The 17,104-nt window shown below is 70.6% G+C and carries 16 protein-coding genes and 3 pseudogenes; 9 read left to right on the forward strand and 10 right to left on the reverse strand.

The window, feature by feature from the left end; all coding sequences use genetic code 11:
* The first annotated feature begins 47 nt into the window (after positions 1–47).
* Positions 48–1,706, forward strand: a complete 1,659-nt coding sequence (locus ACWD4J_RS41000; protein WP_451400660.1) for an ABC-F family ATP-binding cassette domain-containing protein — start codon at positions 48–50, stop codon at positions 1,704–1,706.
* A gap of 70 nt (positions 1,707–1,776) precedes the next feature.
* Positions 1,777–2,340 (forward strand): CGNR zinc finger domain-containing protein, encoded by a 564-nt coding sequence (locus ACWD4J_RS41005; protein WP_451400646.1) that lies wholly within the window; start codon positions 1,777–1,779, stop codon positions 2,338–2,340.
* Positions 2,341–2,671: 331 nt separating this feature from the next.
* On the opposite strand, the gene ACWD4J_RS41010 is transcribed toward ACWD4J_RS41005, so the two are convergent.
* The 4 genes from ACWD4J_RS41010 to ACWD4J_RS41025 all read right to left on the reverse strand — a co-directional run bounded on the left by ACWD4J_RS41010 (position 2,672) and on the right by ACWD4J_RS41025 (position 7,546).
* Entirely contained in the window at positions 2,672–2,869 is a 198-nt protein-coding gene (locus ACWD4J_RS41010) for a hypothetical protein (RefSeq protein WP_451400647.1), read from the reverse strand.
* 157 nt (positions 2,870–3,026) lie between these two features.
* Entirely contained in the window at positions 3,027–4,469 is a 1,443-nt protein-coding gene (locus ACWD4J_RS41015; protein WP_451400648.1) for an aldehyde dehydrogenase, read from the reverse strand.
* A gap of 41 nt (positions 4,470–4,510) precedes the next feature.
* Positions 4,511–5,587, reverse strand: coding sequence for an alpha/beta fold hydrolase (locus ACWD4J_RS41020; protein WP_451400649.1), 1,077 nt, complete (start codon positions 5,585–5,587; stop codon positions 4,511–4,513).
* A gap of 438 nt (positions 5,588–6,025) precedes the next feature.
* The gene (locus ACWD4J_RS41025; protein ID WP_451400650.1) at positions 6,026–7,546 is read right to left on the reverse strand and encodes an MDR family MFS transporter; all 1,521 of its coding nucleotides are present in this window, start codon (positions 7,544–7,546) and stop codon (positions 6,026–6,028) included.
* Positions 7,547–7,805: 259 nt separating this feature from the next.
* Here ACWD4J_RS41025 and ACWD4J_RS41030 point away from each other — a divergent pair, with 259 nt between their 5' ends.
* Positions 7,806–8,294: a TetR/AcrR family transcriptional regulator gene (locus tag ACWD4J_RS41030; RefSeq protein WP_451400661.1), complete on the forward strand. Its 489-nt coding sequence runs from the start codon at positions 7,806–7,808 to the stop codon at positions 8,292–8,294.
* Positions 8,295–8,906: 612 nt separating this feature from the next.
* On the opposite strand, the gene ACWD4J_RS41035 is transcribed toward ACWD4J_RS41030, so the two are convergent.
* Positions 8,907–9,224: a hypothetical protein gene (locus tag ACWD4J_RS41035; protein ID WP_451400651.1), complete on the reverse strand. Its 318-nt coding sequence runs from the start codon at positions 9,222–9,224 to the stop codon at positions 8,907–8,909.
* Positions 9,225–9,608: 384 nt separating this feature from the next.
* Between ACWD4J_RS41035 and ACWD4J_RS41040 the strand changes: the two genes are divergently transcribed.
* Positions 9,609–10,040 carry an organic hydroperoxide resistance protein gene (locus ACWD4J_RS41040; RefSeq protein ID WP_451400652.1) on the forward strand — a complete coding sequence of 144 codons (432 nt, stop codon included), beginning with the start codon at positions 9,609–9,611 and terminating at the stop codon, positions 10,038–10,040.
* A 310-nt stretch (positions 10,041–10,350) separates the two neighbouring features.
* On the opposite strand, the gene ACWD4J_RS41045 is transcribed toward ACWD4J_RS41040, so the two are convergent.
* On the reverse strand, positions 10,351–11,436 hold the full coding sequence (locus tag ACWD4J_RS41045) for a sodium-dependent transporter (protein ID WP_451400653.1): 1,086 nt from the start codon (positions 11,434–11,436) through the stop codon (positions 10,351–10,353).
* 170 nt (positions 11,437–11,606) lie between these two features.
* Between ACWD4J_RS41045 and ACWD4J_RS41050 the strand changes: the two genes are divergently transcribed.
* The 4 genes and pseudogenes from ACWD4J_RS41050 (at position 11,607) to ACWD4J_RS41065 (ending at position 14,169) form a co-directional block, all read left to right on the forward strand.
* Positions 11,607–12,449 carry a COG4705 family protein gene (locus ACWD4J_RS41050; RefSeq protein WP_451400654.1) on the forward strand — a complete coding sequence of 281 codons (843 nt, stop codon included), beginning with the start codon at positions 11,607–11,609 and terminating at the stop codon, positions 12,447–12,449.
* 9 nt (positions 12,450–12,458) lie between these two features.
* Positions 12,459–12,801 (forward strand): annotated as a pseudogene (locus ACWD4J_RS41055) (FAD-dependent oxidoreductase); the annotation flags it as partial.
* Positions 12,802–13,336: 535 nt separating this feature from the next.
* Positions 13,337–13,921 carry a DUF2975 domain-containing protein gene (locus ACWD4J_RS41060; protein WP_451400655.1) on the forward strand — a complete coding sequence of 195 codons (585 nt, stop codon included), beginning with the start codon at positions 13,337–13,339 and terminating at the stop codon, positions 13,919–13,921.
* A complete protein-coding gene (locus ACWD4J_RS41065; protein WP_451400656.1) occupies positions 13,921–14,169 on the forward strand; it encodes a helix-turn-helix domain-containing protein in 249 nt (82 codons plus the stop codon). Before ACWD4J_RS41060 ends, ACWD4J_RS41065 begins: the two co-directional genes overlap by 1 nt.
* 99 nt (positions 14,170–14,268) lie before the next feature.
* On the opposite strand, the gene ACWD4J_RS41070 is transcribed toward ACWD4J_RS41065, so the two are convergent.
* A complete protein-coding gene (locus ACWD4J_RS41070; RefSeq protein ID WP_451400657.1) occupies positions 14,269–15,213 on the reverse strand; it encodes an aldo/keto reductase in 945 nt (314 codons plus the stop codon).
* A gap of 83 nt (positions 15,214–15,296) precedes the next feature.
* Between ACWD4J_RS41070 and ACWD4J_RS41075 the strand changes: the two genes are divergently transcribed.
* Entirely contained in the window at positions 15,297–15,938 is a 642-nt protein-coding gene (locus tag ACWD4J_RS41075) for a TetR/AcrR family transcriptional regulator (protein WP_451400658.1), read from the forward strand.
* Positions 15,939–15,998: 60 nt separating this feature from the next.
* On the opposite strand, the gene ACWD4J_RS41080 is transcribed toward ACWD4J_RS41075, so the two are convergent.
* The 3 genes and pseudogenes from ACWD4J_RS41080 to ACWD4J_RS41090 all read right to left on the reverse strand — a co-directional run.
* Positions 15,999–16,343 (reverse strand): MmyB family transcriptional regulator, encoded by a 345-nt coding sequence (locus ACWD4J_RS41080; RefSeq protein WP_451400662.1) that lies wholly within the window; start codon positions 16,341–16,343, stop codon positions 15,999–16,001.
* Positions 16,344–16,347: 4 nt separating this feature from the next.
* A pseudogene (locus ACWD4J_RS41085) lies at positions 16,348–16,686 on the reverse strand (IS630 family transposase); the annotation flags it as partial.
* Positions 16,673–17,104: pseudogene (locus ACWD4J_RS41090) on the reverse strand (DDE-type integrase/transposase/recombinase); the annotation flags it as partial. The pseudogenes ACWD4J_RS41085 and ACWD4J_RS41090, both read right to left, overlap by 14 nt.

Consider the following 17,104-nt stretch of genomic DNA (forward strand, 5'->3'; position numbering starts at 1 on the left):
CCCCGTGCCCGGCGGGCCGACCACCGATTCGTATGGGACGGTTCCCTGTGCCCCAGCCCGCTCTGCTCGCCCATGACCTCGTCCGCAGCCTGGGCGGCCGCCGCGTCCTCGACGGCGTGTCCCTGACCGCGTCCCCCGGCCACCGCATCGGCCTGATCGGGGAGAACGGCGCCGGCAAGTCCACCCTGCTGCGGGTGCTGGCCGGCGTGGACGCACCCGACGCCGGGAGCGTCTCGCGCCCGGCCGACCTCGGCTTCCTGCACCAGGAGATGCCGTTCGACGCCGCCTCCACCATCGCCGCGGTGCTGGACGAGGCGCTGCGCGAGGCCCGCGAGGACCTCGCGCAGCTCGAACGGCTCAGTAAGGAACTGGCCCGCGTCCCCGAGGACGACCCGGGCCACCCGGACCTGCTCGACGCATACGGCAGGCGGCTGGAGCAGGCCCAGGACCGGGAGTCCTGGGACGCCGACCGCCGCGCGGCCCTGGTGCTGGTCGGGCTAGGCCTCGGCGCGCTCGCCCACGACCGGACGCTCGGCTCGCTGTCCGGCGGGCAGCGCGCCCGCCTGGCCCTGGCGGCGCTGCTCGTGCGCCGGCCGCCGGCACTGATGCTGGACGAGCCGACCAACCACCTCGACGACGGCGCCGCCGCCTTCCTGGAGGAGCAACTGCGCGGCCTGCCCGGGGCGGTGGTCGTCGCCAGCCACGATCGGGCGTTCCTCGACGCCGTGTGCACCGACCTGATCGACCTCGATCCGGCGGTGGACGGACCGGTCCGCTACGGCGGCAACTACAGCGCCTACGTGAGCGAGAAGCGCGCCGAGCGGGAACGCTGGGAACGCCGGTACACAGAGGAGCAGGAGGAACTGGAGGAGCTGCGGCACGCGGCGGGGGTGACCGCGCGCCGGGTCGCACCGGACCGGGGGCCGCGCGACAACGAGAAGATGGGCTACGGCCACCGGGCGGGCCGCGTGCAGAACCAGATCTCCCGCCGGGTGCGCAACGCGAGCAGGCGGCTCGAGGAACTGGAGCGCACCCGGGTCGCCGAACCGCCGCCCCCGCTGCGGTTCGCTGCGCCGCAGCTGGCCGCGGGTGCGCAGGACGACCCGGAGCCTCTGGTGTCCTTGAAGGACGTACGGGTGCCGGGGCGGCTCGCGCTGTCCGGCCTCCAGGTGTCGGCGACCGAGCGGCTGCTGGTCACCGGCGGCAACGGGGCGGGCAAGTCGACCCTGCTCGCGGTGCTCGCCGGACGCCTTGCGGCCGAGGGCGAGGTGCGCAGGCGGCGCGGGCTGACGGTGGGACTGCTCACGCAGGACACCGCGTTCGACCGGCCCGAGCGCACGGTCCGGGACACCTACACGCTGGCGCTGGGACCGGAGCGGGCCGAGAGGGTGCCGCTCGTCCGCCTCGGTCTGCTGGCCGAGGCGGACCTGGACAAGCCGGTCGGGCAGGTGTCGGTGGGGCAGCGCAGACGGCTGGCGCTGGCACTGCTGGTGGCCCGGCCGCCCCAGCTGCTGCTGCTCGACGAGCCCACCAACCACCTCTCGCCGCACCTGTGCGACGAGCTGGAGGCGGCGCTGGGCAGCGGCCCGGGCGCGATCGTGGTCGCGAGCCACGACCGCTGGCTGCGCCGCCGGTGGCAGGGCCGTGAGCTGCGGCTGGAGCCGGGAGGGGCAGCGGCAGGACGGGGCGCCGGCCCGCCGGGGTGAGCTGCGGCGACACCGGCAGCAGCAGTGCCGAGCCTTGCGCCGAACCACAGTCACCTGTCAAGATGGTGATGTGAATCTTGACCATGTCTTCGTGTGCGGGATCCCGGCGCTCGACTTCGCGGCCACGCTGCGCGCCCGGCGCTCAACCCGGTTCGAGATGTTCGTGACACCGGGCCGGCTCAACGCCTGGTACCTGGAGTCCGGGCTCGTGGACACGATCACGCCCGGCGAGGAGGACGACGTCCGGGAGGCGATCGCGGTGCGCGAGGCCGTCTACCGGCTCGTCACCAACGGCCGCCTCGGCGAGGACTTCGACCGGGAGGCCCTCGCGGTACTCAACGCCGCCGCGCGCCAGGTCCCGGCGACGCCGCAGCTCACCCTGGCGGGCCGGCACACCGACGCGACGCCCGGACAGGCCCTGGCCACCGTCGCCCGGCAGGCCGTCGAACTGCTCAGCGGCCCGGACGTCCCGCTGCTCAAGGAGTGCGGCAACCCCGAGTGCACGCGCGTCTACATCGACCGCTCCCGGGGCATGCGACGGCAGTGGTGCGGCATGGAGTCCTGCGGCAACAAGATCAAGGCGGCGGCCTACCGCGCCCGCAAGAAGACGGCGCCGGTCGCGTCCGGGAGCTGACCCGGCGGCGACAGCCCGAGACGTCAGCGGGGCCGGCGAGCCCGCACCTACGACAGCGGAAATGATCCTGGGTGGGCCGGTTGCCCGCTCGGTGTGTCCGCAGCGCGGACAGCGCTGCGAGGTGTAGGCCGCACCCATCTCAACAAACCGCACACCGATTGCAGGCAAGGTACTGCCCGAGCTGCGGGAACATCCTCCACCTGTACCGGATGGGCCTCGCGCCCGTCCCGGCTGCCGGGAGGGCGTCAGGTGTCGATGTGGCGTCAAGGCCCGTCGCCGCAAGAAAGGCGGGAACCGCCTTCCTGAGGCCTACCGAAGAGCGGAGAGCACTTCAAAGCCCCAGGTCGAGGGCGAGGCACGAGTAGTACTTCCATGAGCCCTCGGGGTCGTAGGAGGCATCGGCCCCGCCCGGCGTGCCCTGAGCCTCTTCGGTCATGTCCTCGAAGCGAATGCGCTCGGGGAGCCTGCCGTACCGTGCGCGCCGTGCCGCTGCTGCCACGGCGGCGTCCGCCGCCAGTTCCTTGTTCATGGCCCGTACTCCAGTTCATGGATCTTCTGTTGCCGAGTGGATCGCGTCCATCTGTCGTCCTTGACATCCATCAGCCTGCACCCCCTTCCGTCACCAGTCAAGACGGTGACGGATGAGAGGGTGTGCACACGTGTGTCGCCGGGTGGGCGGGCGGCCGTCAGGCGGTGATGGTCTTGTACTCGGTGTAGGTGCCGAGGCCCACAGCGCCGTACTCGCGGCCGATTCCGCTGGCCTTGAAGCCGCCGAACGGGCCGTCGAAGGCGACGGGAGCGCCGTTGACCGTGACGGTGCCGGTGCGGATGCGGCGGGCGACCTCCAGGGCGTGCTCCTCGTCCGAGGACCAGACGCCGCCGGACAGGCCGTACGGGGAGTCGTTGGCGATCCGTACGGCGTCGTCCTCGTCGTCGTAGGCGATGACGACCAGGACCGGGCCGAAGATCTCCTCCTGCGCGATGCGCATCGAGTTGTCGACGTCGGCGAAGACGGTGGGGGTGACGTAGTTGCCCTTCTCCAGGCCCTCGGGGATCTGCGGGCCGCCGGTGACCAGGCGGGCGCCCTCCTCGATGCCGAGCTGGATGTAGGTGCGCACCCGCTGCTGCTGGTCGGGGCGGATCATCGGGCCGATGAAGGTGTCGGGGTCGTTCGGGTCGCCCACCTTCAACGACTCGACCAGTTCCTTCAGCGCCGTGACGACCTCCTCGTACCGGCTGCGTGGCGCGAGGATCCTGGTCTGTGCGATGCACGACTCGCCGTTGTTGAGCAGGGAGCCGAACTTCAGGCCCGCGACGGCCTCGTCGATGTCGGCGTCCGGCAGGATGACGGCGGCGGACTTGCCGCCCAGTTCCAGGCTGACCCGCTTGAGCTGCTCCCCCGCGATCGAGGCGATGCGGCGGCCGGCCCGTGTCGAGCCGGTGAACGCGATCTTGTCGATCTGCGGGTGCGACACCAGGTACTCGCTGGTCTCCCGGTCCGCGGGCAGGACGCTGACGACACCCTCGGGCAGTCCTGCGCGCTCCAGCAGCTCGGCCAGGAAGCCCATGCTCAGCGAGTTCTCCGGGGACACCTTGAGGACCACGGAGTTGCCGGCGACCAGGGCCGGGATGATCTTCGAAGTGGCCGAGGAGAACGGCGAGTTCCACGGGATCACGGCCGCCACGACACCGACCGCCTCACGGCGCACCACGCTGCGCACCGGTGACTCCGGGTCGGAGGGGATGAGCGTCTCCTCCCAGGCGAACGCCTCGGCCGCCTTCAGGTAGGCGTTCGCCTGCCTGGTCAGGCTCGGCTGTCCGGCGCGGGTGAACCAGAGCGCCGAGCCGTTCTCCAGAGAGATCAGCTGCGCGACCTTCTCCGCGTTCGCCTCGCGCAGCGCGTCGAACCGTCGCAGGAGCGCGATCCGCTGCGCCGGCGGGGTGGTGCGCCACGCGCCTGCGTCGAACGAGGCCCGCGCCGCGGCCACCGCGCGGTCCACGTCCGCCGGCCGTGCCTGGGCGGCGCGGCCGATCACCGACTGATCGTGCGGTGAGGCGAGGTCGAGGAGCGCCGGGTCGCTCGGCTCCGTCCAGGAGCCCCCGATGAAAAGCCGGTCGTAGACGATCATGCGTGTGTCTCCCTTGGTTCCTTCGGTTTGTGGGCGCACCATCAGAGGCGGTCGGCGTCGACGACGGCCTGCGCGAAGGTGGTCGGCGCCTCCTGCGGCAGGTTGTGGCCGATGTTCGCGATGGTGCGGTGCTCGTAGGGGCCCGTGAAGTGGTCGCGGTACGCGGAGCCGTCACCGGCCGGCGTGAAGGGATCGAGGGCCGGGTCGAGGGTGATCGTGGGGACGCGGACGGGCGGCTGGGCGGCGAGCTGCGCCTCGTAGCGGCTGTAGCGGCGGTCCCCCTCGATCAGGCCGATGCGCCAGCGGTAGTTGTACAGGACGATGGCCGCGTAGTCGGGGTTCCTGAAGGCCTGGGCGGTGCGCTGGAAGGTGGCGTCGTCGAAGTCCCAGTTGGGCGAGACGAGGGTCCACACGTAACGGCACAGGGCGATGCGTTCGTCGACGTTCTCCATCGCCTTCTTGCCGCGCTCGGTGGCGAAGTACCACTGGTACCACCAGTTGTGCTCGACTGCCGCGGCGGCGGGCTCCTGCTGCGCCTTGAGGTTGGTGATGAGGTAACCGCCGGTCGAGACAAGGGCCTTGACGCGTTCGGGCCACAGCGCCGCGATGATGTCGGCGGTGCGTGAGCCCCAGTCGAACCCGGCGAGCACCGCCTTGTCGATCTTGAGGGCGTCCATCAGGGCGATGATGTCGAGCGCGACGGCGGACTGCTCTGCGGTGCGGGGGGTGCTGCGGGAGAGGAAACGTGTGCTGCCGTGGCCGCGCAGATAGGGAACGATGACGCGGTACCCCAGGTCGGCGAGGAGCGGGGCGACGTCGACGTAGCTGTGAATGTCGTAGGGCCAGCCGTGCAGGCACAGGACGACCGGGCCGTGGGCGGGCCCGGCCTCGGCGTAACCGATGTCGAGGACGCCCGCCCTGATGTGCTTGACCGTGCGGAAAGCGGTGTGGGTGCCGGGGGTGACGGCGGGCACGGTGGGGGCGGGTGTGCCGCCCGGTGTGTGCGAGGCCGTCGCGCCGCCTGCGGCGGACGCGGTGGACTCAAGGCCGGTCAGCGAGACCGCGGCCGCTCCGGTGCCCAGGCCGACAGCCTTGGTGAACGTACGCCTGTTGATCATGAGAAACCCCTCCGTCGCGTGTTGTGCGGTGACCGGTCCGCGGCCGGGAGCCTCCCGCTCGCACCATCGGATGCGAGGTCACCGCGGAGTGTGGCGCGACTACCCTCACACAGGGTGCGTCACCCGTCAAACGGGTGACGACAGTGAGTCGCCTTGAGTGATGCAGTGATGGGAGGCCTGCCCCTGCGGCACACACCCTTCCTCGCCACGGCACCGGACACATCAGTCGCATGACCGTGCGCCACAGTTGGCCACACCGGGCGGGCGGCACCGGGAGCTTGAGTCATCCGACTGAGGCGACGCCGCCCAGGGCGTAAGAGTCCGCCACTCCTCGCCACCGCATTGAAGGGTGACGAATGAACCTCTCGTATTCGTCGCCGGTCAGAGCGGTGACGACGGTCTCGCCTGCGTGATGCGCCCCTGAGCGCGCTGTGTCCGTCAAGGGCACGGTGCGCGCTCCGGGACTCGGCGGCAGGCGGCCGGGACGACATCCTTGGCGGCAGCCGGGCGGGAGGCACCGGCACCGGTCGTCGGCCGGGTCTTGCCCGCGGGCTTCAGGAAGAGGGCGAGGACGGTACCGACGGCGAGGACGGGGGCGATCCAGAGGTAGCCGGTGGCCGTGGCGTGGGCGAAGGCGTCCAGCGCGGTGTCCCGCAGGCCCCCAGGGAGCTGCGCGATCGTGTCGGGGCGGGCGGCGTCGAAGCCGCCGTCGGTCGGCAGTGGCCGGGTGCGATCGGCGAAACCGGTGTTGAGGAGCGTGCCGAAGACGGCGACGCCGAAGGCCGCACCGATGGAGCGGGCGAAGGTGACCGCGGCGCTCGCGGCGCCGAGGTCCGCGGCGGGCACGCTGTTCTGCACCGTCGTCAGGACGACCATGGGCACCATGCCGACGCCGATCCCGGTGATCAGGAAGTAGACGCTCAGGACGAGGGTGTGGGTGCCGGCCCCGATGGTGCCCAGCAGAAGCAGTCCGGCGAGGTTGGCGAGCAGACCCGCGATCAGGATCGGGCGCAGCCGGCCGGCGTGCGCGGCCCAGCGTCCGGCCAGAGACTGGCTGACGACCAGACCGGCGACCAGGGGCAGCATGTGGACGCCGGACAGGGTGGCCGAGACGCCGTGGACGATCTGGAGGTAGGTCGGCAGGTAGACCAGGACGGCGAACATGGCCGCGTTGGCGACGAACCCGATCATCGAGGAGAACACCACGGTCCGGGAGCCGAACACGGCCGGCGGCAGCACTGGTTGGGCGGCGCGGCGCTCGACGGGTACCAGCAGGGCGGCCAGTGCGACGCTGGTGACGATCAGCGCGACGATGGCCGGTGAGCCCCAGCCCCAGCGCTCGCCGAACGACGTGATCAGGATCAGGCCCGTGGCGATCGCGGCCAGGAGCGTCGAGCCCGCGTAGTCGATGCGGGCCCTGGCTCCCCTGACGGTCACGGGCAGTGCCCGCGCGGCGATGCCCAGGGCGACGGCGCCGACGGGCAGGTTGACCAGGAACGCCCACCGCCACGACAGCTGGTCGGTGAAGACACCGCCCAGCAGGGGGCCGACGATGCTGGCGACGCCGTAGACGGATCCGAACATGCCCTGGTAGCGGCCGCGTTCACTCGGGGCCACGAGGTCGCCGACCAGGGCGAAGGTCAGCACGATCATGCCGCCGCCGCCCATGCCCTGCAGCACGCGGGCGCCGATCAGCTCGGGCAGATTCCGGGCGAGGCCGCAGGCCACCGAGGCGATCAGGAAGATCGTGGTCGAGGCCAGGTACAGGCGCTTGCGGCCGAACATGTCGCCGAGCTTGCCCCACAGCGGGGTCACGGCCGTCGACGCGAGCAGGTATGCGGCGCTGACCCACGCGATGTCGTCGAACCCGATCAGGTCCTGCGCTATCCGGGGCAACGCCGTCGAGACGATCGTCTGGTCCAGGGCCGACAGAAGGACCGCCAGGATCAGCGCGCTCATCGCGGCAGCGGCACCACCTGCCCGGGGTGCTGCGGACTGTTGTGCGTTCGGCATCGTCACATGCCCTTCCAGAAGAGAGAAACCTCATGCGTATGGCGGTACCCCGCCTATCTGTCACATCAATGTAGCACTTGTCGAGGAAGGTTTCACGCTGAAGATGCGTTAGGGGTCTCAGGTTTCACATTCGGCGGCTAGACTCGGTCCGGTGAGAGCCGACGCAGTACGCAATCTGGAAGCGGTCCTGACGACCGGGGCACGGATGCTCGCCGCCGATCCGGGCGCGAGCATCGCGAGCATCGCCGCCGAGGCGGGCGTGGACCGGCGCACCGTCTACCGGCGCTTCGTCTCCCGCGAGGAGCTTCTCGCCGCCATCTACGACGCGCGGCTGACGGCCATCGAGCAGGCCATCGAGGACGCGCGGCTGCGCGAGGCACCCGTCGCCGTCGCCCTGCACCGCTACGTCGAGAACATCATCGGCGTCAACCGCACCTGGCCCGTCGACCTCGCACGCATGCTCGCCGACGACACCGTCCACGCACGCCGCGACGCCGCCGTGCGGGAAGTCGACGCCTTCCTTCAACGCGCCACCGACGAGGGCCTGTTGCGGCCCGGCATGCCGCAGGGGTGGGCGGCAGCGCTGCTGCCCCAGCTCATGCACCTCGTGTCCCGACAGCTGCCGGAGCTGAGTCCCGCGCGGGCGGCGGACGTCGTCGTCGACACCCTGCTGCGCGGCATCGGCGCGGCCTGACACATCCTCAGCATGCGGTCACCAGGTGACGGCGCCCGGGACGGATATCCGGTCTCGGGATCACGCCACCCGGCCGGGGCCGCCGGTTCAGCGGTGAAGAAAGCAAGGGGACGGTGGAGTTGAGCGCCCGGGCCATAGTCGGTCGTGAGAGCGAGCAGGAGGTACTGTCGTCGCTCGTGGCGGCCCCCGAGGGCAGGCCCGGTGACGCCGTGCGCGCTCAGCTGCTGCGCGGCGCCCTGGACGGCGTAGGAGAGCCGGCACGGCGGCCTGCCGCGGGGCTCGCGCTACCGCATGAGGGACGTAGACGACGCCGCGGCCTGCGGCCTGCTGGACATCGACACGCTCAGCGGCGACTTCGTCTTCCGCCACCCCCTGGTGCGGTCGGCCGTCGTCCAGGTGGCGACCCCCAACGAGCGGCGCGCGGCCCACGCGGTGCTCGCCCGGGTGCACCACGACGATGTGGAGCGGCATGCCACGCATCTGGCGGCCTCGACGATCGACCCGGACGCGCAGGCCGCGGCGGCGCTGGAGGCGGCGGCCGAGTCCGCGACCCGGCGCGGCGGCGCGGGCTGCCGTGTCCTGGCTGACCCGCGCCGCGGAACTGAGCGAGAGTCACGAGGAACGGTCCAGACTGCTGGGCGACGCGGCGTTCATCGCCGGGCACGCCGGACTGCTGGACCAGGCCCAGCAGTTGGTCCGTTCCGAGATGTCGAACGACCGGGCGATCCCAGCGTAGCGGTCCGTCAGCGCGTCCAGTCCTACGCCGCCGAGCACCTCCGGGGACGTACGCGCGTCCACGGTGTGGGTCTCCCCCGGCCAGCCGGGTGCGCAGGTGAGGAACCCGCGGCCGGCGAAGCGATCCGCCCAGGACTCCCAGGACAGCGCGTGCAGCCACGCGCCATGGATGAAGACGACGGGAGTACGGTTCACGGCTGGTCCCTCCGAGCATGCCGACCGCCCGCGCACCTGCACGCGGGCGACCGTCCCAGGATCGGTTCCGTCACCGGTCAGAGGCGACAGTCGAATGACTTAATGTTGCCGATCCGCGGCGGGCCTGCTCAGGGGCCCCGGGGCGCGATCCGATGACGTGGCAGACGAAGAAGCCGATCAGGGACTGCAGGACTTAGCACCCGCATGACGACCCGCACGTGACCTGTGACCCGTATGCGCTCAAACAATCCACAACGTCACCCCCTTGACTGGTGACGCGGCCACTTGCCATGCTGACGTCACCACCTCAACCGGTGACGCAGAGACGGGCGTTTCGGATCTGAGGCCAATCGAATCCTTCGACCCAGATGGGGAGCACAAGCCATGGCAGTCACCTACACCGCCCATGTCGACGTCGACGGAGAGGGCCGCAACGGCGGTCAGGTCCGCTCCTCCGACGGCCTCCTGGAAACCCGGCTCGCCATCCCCAAGGAGCTCGGCGGCGCGGGCGACGCGACCAACCCCGAGCAGCTGCTGGCCGCCGGCTGGGCCGCCTGCTTCCTCGGCGCCCTGCGCCGCGCCGCCGCCACCCGCAAGATCCGGCTCACCAGCACCACCATCACCGCCGAGATCACGCTCACCCACGGCGACGACGGCGAGTTCTCCCTCTCCGCGGTCCTCAGCCCCGTCCTCGGCGGCGTGGATCAGGCGACCGCCGAGGAACTCGCGCACGCCGCCCACCAGATCTGCCCGTACTCCAAGGCCACGCGAGACAACATCCCCGTCACGCTCAACGCCTCCGGCACCGCGGCCTGACCCACCCTCTGCTCGCGGGTCCCGTGCGCCTCCCCCTGCGGCGCGGGACCCGCCCCACTCACACTGGACGGGAAGGGACAACGACATGGCCCCGATAGCCCAAACCCTCGGCCGCCCCACCAACCCACCCCGGCACACCCTCTCCGGCCACCTGTCCCCCGGTTCCGCGACCGCCGGGCAACAGCCCACCCCCGCTGACCCTGGATGGCCGACCGGCGCACAGGTCTGGAGCTGGGCAGGGACCGCGGTGCTGTTCGGGTACGGTCCGTCGGCTTCGACCTTCGCCTGACAGCACAGGAACCCCTGCCGGTCAGGACGCGCAGGGCGGGGCCGGGCGGACGGCGCGTGGAGGTCGTCTCCGTACGACTCGGTTGGCAGCCGTCTTCTGGAGCAGCCCGTAAGCGAGGACCGGCAGGAGCAGGTGCGGTTTGTCGGGCATCACGGTGGTGATGAGGACTGCGCCGGCGCTGCTGTTGTTCATACCGCAGGCGAGGGTGAGCGAGGAGGCGGCGGGGGTGTCCAGTCTCAGGAGGCGGGCGGCGGAGCGGCCGAGTGCGAACGACAGAACGCAGACCAGCGCCGCCACGGCCAGCGCGGCTGCGAGCAGCAGCGGGCGCGGACGTGCCAGGAAGGAACCGAGGGCGCCGCTGGCGTTGACGTAGGTCAGGACGAGCGAGCCGAGAAGGGCTACGGGCACGATGACGGCGAGTACCCGGCTCAGCCACGAAACGGGCAGCGCCAGTCGGCACAGGATGCCGGCGGCACTGGGAAGGACCACGCTGACGAAGGCGAAACCGCCGTGCGTGGTGTGTCCGGTCTTGGTGAGCGTGTGCGCGTAGCCGTAGTTCAGGAGCGGCAGCAGGGCGTTGATGACCAGGGGGATGGTGAGGGGGCTGAGGAGGGTGGAGGCGAGGACGAGCCCCACCATCGTCGGCTGGTCGCCGTCGCCTTTGCCGGTCCAGACGGTGGCCCCGGCGGCGACGGGCATCGCCACGATCAGGATCATCGCGGTGATCAGGCCGCTGCCGCCGTCGGTGTCAGGGGTCTGGTGCAGAAGGAACGCGACGGCGGGGATGACCAGCAGCGGGATCGCCAGATGCAGGACGAGCCCGGCGAGCAGGGCTCTCGGGCGGCGCAGCACGCTGCCGAGCGCACGGACGCGGACCTGGAGTCCGGCCGAGAAGAGCACCAGGGCGAGCAGGATCGGCGCGGAGTGCAGCGGCAGTTGGGCCACATCCCCGAGCGGCATGCTGTGGGTCCGGCGCAGCCACAGCCCGGGCCCTGGGAGGAGCACGGCGGCCGTATAAGACAGGACGACCGCCCGGCCGAGCCGGCGGCGCAGCCAGACGGTTGCGCGGTCAGCCGACGGGTGGGCGGCAGGTCGTGCGGTCTTCAAGGCGGCCTTCTTCCGTCACGGGGGCAGGGGCGGGACGGAGGGCCGCTATGCGAAGGCGGACTGCGCAGGTGTTCATGGTCTCCATGCTGCTCGCGTGCAGCGGGCAAGAGGGAGTGGTGCCGCGCGGTGGTCAGGATGCGTTCAGGTATCCGGTGGCACGGTCGGGCGCCATGACCTACGAAAACTCTGAGACATCTGCGATCCCGGCGGCGGAACGGCCCGCGGCGCCGTCGCCCGGTCCTCGGCTGCGCTGGAACAAGGTGCCCGAAGTCACCGTCTACTTCTGGATCATCAAGGTGCTGTGCACGACGGTCGGCGAGACCGCGGCCGACCTGCTGAACGAGAAGGCCGGCCTGGGCCTGACCGGAGTGTCGGTGCTGATGAGCGCGCTGCTGGCGGTGGTGCTGGTGGTGCAGTTCCGCACCACCGCGTACCGAGCGGGCGTGTACTGGCTCGCCGTCGCCCTGATCAGCGTCGTAGGCACCCTGATCAGCGACAACCTGACCGACAACATAGGCGTACCGCTGGAGACGTGCACCACGGTGTTCGCGATCGTCCTCGCGGTCGTGTTCGTGGTCTGGTACCGGCGGGAGCGGACCCTGTCGATCCACAGCATCGACACCTCCAGCCGCGAGTCCTTCTACTGGCTGGCTGTGCTGTTCACGTTCGCGCTCGGCACCGCCGCCGGCGACCTGGTCTCCGAGCGGATGAACCTGGGCTACTGGCTGTCCGCGGTGCTGTTCGCCCTGGCCATCGCCACGGTGGGCATCGCCCACTTCGCGCTGGGCCTGGACGCGGTGTGGAGCTTCTGGATCGCCTACATCCTGACCCGCCCGCTCGGGGCCTCCATAGGCGACTACCTCTCCCAGCCGGGCGGCGACGGCGGTCTCGGCTTGGGCACCGTGATCACCAGCGCGCTGTTCCTGACGGTCATCCTCGGCCTGGTCGTGTACCTGGCCGTGACACGCAAGGACGTCGCGGAACAGGAGCGGGCCGCCCGGCACGCGGCCTGACTGCCCCAACTCCCCACCGGCCAACGCTGGGAGCGCGTCGCCGGCGTGACCCTGCTGGGCGACGCCGCCCACTTGTCGCCCTTCGCCGGCGAAGGCGCCAACCTCGCCATGGCCGACGGCGCCGACCTCGGCCGCGCTCGCCGAGCACCCCGGCGACACCGAGGCCGCGCTCGCCGCCTACGAGACACTCATGTTCGCCCGCACCGAGGAAAGGCCCAGGCCACCTCCGGGTGTAGGAGGCGTCCGGGCCTTGCTCGGACAGTTCCTCCAGGGGGCTGGTCAACGAAGAGACTTCGCCCCCGGCGTGGCATGCCACTGCGGCAACAGGGCCTCCTGGCAGGCGAGTTCGTGACATCCTCGAGCTGCCAAGAGGCCCTGCTAACCCCGCTCTCATGCCCGTGGCCAGCGGCGATCACCCGATAGAGACTTCCATTCGACGGACACCGGTCAAGATCGGCAAGACGGGCTGCCACTGACAGGTTGGTCAGGCAGCGGGGAAGCGCGAATGTGCGCCTCATGACGGAGTCGAACATGCAGTCCGGGAGGACCCGGCCGAGAAAGATCACGGGCCGGGCGCCGAAAAAACCGACCTGGTAGCGGGTCTTGGGACGCCGGGCGATGGCGGCGCGCGCCATGGTCTCGAGGTCGGGTTCGGCTGGCGATGTGCCGCATGGTGGCCTGCCAGGCGTCGCGCGGTGAGGCGCCGGCCGAGGCGCATGGCCTGGGCATCGGTCGCGGGCCGGCGGAGCGGCTCGGACGCTGTCAGTGAGCCTCCGGATCAGCCGGCCTTCCAGCCCGCCGGACCGGTCCCGTCAGCGACCACGGGCTTGTCGAATATCGATACGTTCCTCTACTTTGGGTATATCGAAATTCGATAGGGGGATGTAATGAACACGCGACTCACCAGGACCCTGGCCTCGGTGACCTTTGCGCTGGCGGTGCTCTGCGGGCTCGCTTTCATCGGCACGGGGGTCACGCACATGCTCGACGACGGGGCGGTCTGCGTGCAGACGGACTTCTGGCGCAACCCCTCACTGGCCGACCCACTGCCGGTGGGCACGGACGTGAAGGTGTCCAGCAGTGCCACGCGCCTCTGCCAGGACAGCCCCTCTGCGGGGCAGCGCGCCGCCGACCTCGGGGGCGAACTGCCCTGGCTGCTGTTCGGTGCGCTCGCGCTGCTGCTCTTCTCCCGGCTACTCAAGACCGTCCTGCTGCAGGGGCCGTTCACCGAGCCGGTGGCACAACGGCTCTCCGTTCTCGGCTGGTTCGTCACCGTGGGCACGCCGCTGGCCGGCCTCATCGTCGGCTGGTCGCAGTCCTGGCTCGTCGGGAGCATGGCGCCGATCGTGGGTTCTGGGCCGACGGTCTCCGGGCCGCTGGTGCTCGTCCTCGCCGGCCTCGCCGCAGTGATCATGGGGAAGATCATGCGTGAGGGCGTGCGCCTGCGAGAGGACCTCGAAGGGACCATCTGATGCCCGAAGAGGAACCCCACGCGATCCGGATCCACCTCGACCGCCTTCTCGCCGAGCGCGGCATGACACTGACCGAACTGTCCGCGCAGGTGGGTATCACCGTCGTCAACCTGTCCGTACTGAAGAACGGGCGGGCCAAGGCCATCCGCTTCTCGACCCTGTCGAGGATCTGCGAGGTCTTGCGGTGCCAGCCGGGCGACCTGATCACCCACGACCCCGCCGAGCCGGCCCATAGCCGACCACTCTGACAGACGCTCTACTCCACAGACTGCCGCCCACGCCAGCGTGAGCACCCCGGTAGACCGTCACACCAGCCCTTTGACCTGCGATTTCAAGGTGGCGGAGGCTCAGTGGTGCGCGACGGCGAAAGGGCGGCTTTGGACTGCGTCGAGGGCGGTGAGGGTGTCCTCGTCGAGGGTGATCGCGCCCGCCGCCAGGTTCGCTTCGAGGTGGCGGGCGTCGGCGGTGCCCGGTATGAGCAGCACGTTGGGAGCGTGGTGCAGCAGCCAGGCCAGGCCGACCTGTGCCGGGGTGCAGCCCAGCGCCCGGGCAGCGGCCTGAACGGCCTGTTCGTCGAGCACCTTGGGCAGGCCCGGGAGCGCGCCGCCGAGGGGGAAGTAGGGCACCCAGGCGATCTGCTCGTCCGCGCAGAGCCGGAGCGTCTCCTCGTCGTCGCGCGCTACGAGGCTGTAGGCGTTCTGTACGCAGACGATGCCCGCGGGCAGGGCGCGGCGCAGGACGTCAAGGGTCACGCTGCTGAGCCCGATCGCACCGATCTTGCCTTCGTCGCGCAGGGCGATCAGCTCGGCGAGCTGGTCGTCGAGGTCGACCACCTGGTCGTCCGCGGCGGCGACGGTGATCCCGGTGTCGACACGGCGCAGGTTGACCACCGGGATCTGCTCCAACTGGAGCGTGACGAGGTTGTCCTCGACGCCGGCCCGCAGTTCCTCGGGCCGCTGTGCGAGGCGCAGCGGGGCCGGGCCGCCGGGGTCGGAAACGGCACCGACCTTACTGACGACCAGGACGTCGTCCTGCGGCCTCAGGGCCTCGCGGATGACGTCGTTGACGAAACCGTCGCCGTAGAACTGGGCGGTGTCCACGTGGTCGACGCCGAGGTCTATCGCATGGCGCAGCAGGGCGACGGCGGCGCGGCGGTCGCCGTGCAGGCGCTCCAGCTGCATCGCGCCGTAGCCGACCCGCGCGACGGTGCGGCCGGCCATCAGTCCGGGGCCTCCGGGGGGCGGGGTCAGGGCGGGTGCGGTCTCGGGGGTGGGGGTGTTGTCGGACGTCATGACGACCTGCTCTCGTGAGAGAATGCGAGAACCGGAGGATCCTCCGTTACGTCCACAGTAGCACTACCGGAGGTGCCTCCGTTTTGAGTCGGTCCGATCGATCCGATACGCCGTCGCCCCGCCCCCCTGCCGGTGCCAGCACGCCCGAGACCGCTGCCCAGCCGGTCCGCCGCGACGCCCGCCGCAACCGCGAGAAGCTCATCGCCACTGCCCAGGCCGCATTCGCTGCCGCCGACGGCCCGGTCACACTGGAGGCCATCGCCCGCCAGGCCGGGGTCGGCATCGGCACCCTCTACCGCCACTTCCCCACCCGCGAGAGCCTCGTCGACGCCGTCTACGCCGCCGAGCTGGACGAGGTCACCGCGAATGCCCCCGCCCTGCTCGGCCGGCACCCCGCCGACGTCGCACTGCGGGCCTGGATGGGCCGCTACGCGACCTTCGTCGCCGCCAAGCGCGGCATGACGGACACGCTGCGCGCGGGTTTCTCCTCCGGGCGCATCACACCCCCCTCACGCGAACGCGTCACCGCCACGATCGCCACGTTCCTCGAACACGGCGCCGCCGACGGCACGCTCCGCGCCGACGCCGACCCCGACGACGTCACCACACTGCTCGTCGGCGTCTTCGTGGCCATCACGGCCGGCTCGCCCCAGGAGCAGACCGACCGCCTGCTCGACCTCCTCACCGACGCTGTCCGCCCGCGCACGGGTATTGATACGCAGTAGTGATCAGTGGGTCGGTGGGTGTCGGCAACCGCTTGATCCGCAGCACTAATGGTTGGCCGCTTACCGCTTTTGCCCGGACGGCCTTGGCTCGGTGTGCGTGGCGGCAGTCATGTCCAGCAGGAGCATGGCGTCGTGGTCGGGCGTACCGGGTTCGGCGATGTAGACGCCGAGCCTCTGGCCGGGCGTGCCCTCCAGGTTCATACCCCTGGAAGGCAAGGGTGATCTTGCCGACTTGCGGGTGCGGAAGGTCTTGGTCGCGGACTTACGGCCCTTGACGTCATAGCGTTCCCAAAGCCTGGCGAAGTCGGGGCTCTTGAGAACGAGTTCGCCGACGAGGTTGGTGAGGTCGGGGGCGTCGGGCTCGGTGCCGGCCTGGGCCCGCAGGTGGGCGACGCAGCCGCAGATCTGTGGCGAACAAGGTGGTCAGCCCGTTGCGGACGTAGTCATGGGTGCGCCGCTCGGGCATGCCCGGCATTATCGGCAGCACCGGCTGAGACCGGTCCAGGGCCTGGATCTGGGACTTCTCGTCCACCGAGAGGACCACCGCGCCCTCGGGCGGGTTGAAGTACAGACCGACGACGTCGTAGACCTTCTCCACGAAGAACGGGTCCGTGGACAGCTTGAAGGTGTCCGTCAGGTGCGGCTTGATCTGGAACTTCCGCCAGATCCGGCCGACGGTGGACTTGGACAGGCCACTGTGGTCTGCCATCGACTTCCGCGACCAGTGGGTGGCATTCTTCTTTGCCGTTGGTCTGGGGCCGGTAGGCGCGGGTCAGCTTGCCGGTGGCGCCAATCTCGGCGAGAGCTTGCTTCCAGGCCTGTCCCTTGCGGTAGGCCCAGGCGTTGTCGGTCAGCACGCGTTCGATGCGGGTGATGCCGTGGGCGTGGAAGAACGCGGCTGCGCGGGTGAGGAAGCCTGCGCAGGTGTCGACCTTCTCGTCGCGGTGGATCTCGCTGTAGGCGAGGCGGGAGTGGTCGTCGACGGCGGAGTGGATGTAGTCGAAGCCCATGCCGCCGCGGGTGGCCCGGCCGGCCTGGCGGCCCAGCGTCTTGTGGCCGCCGCCGTCCGGGATACGGCCGAGTTTCTTGACGTCGATGTGGACCAGCTCGCCGGGACGGGCGCGTTCGTAGCGGCGGATGACCTCTCCGGTGGGCCGATCCATGAA

The organism is Streptomyces sp. NPDC002577 (assembly GCF_053594815.1).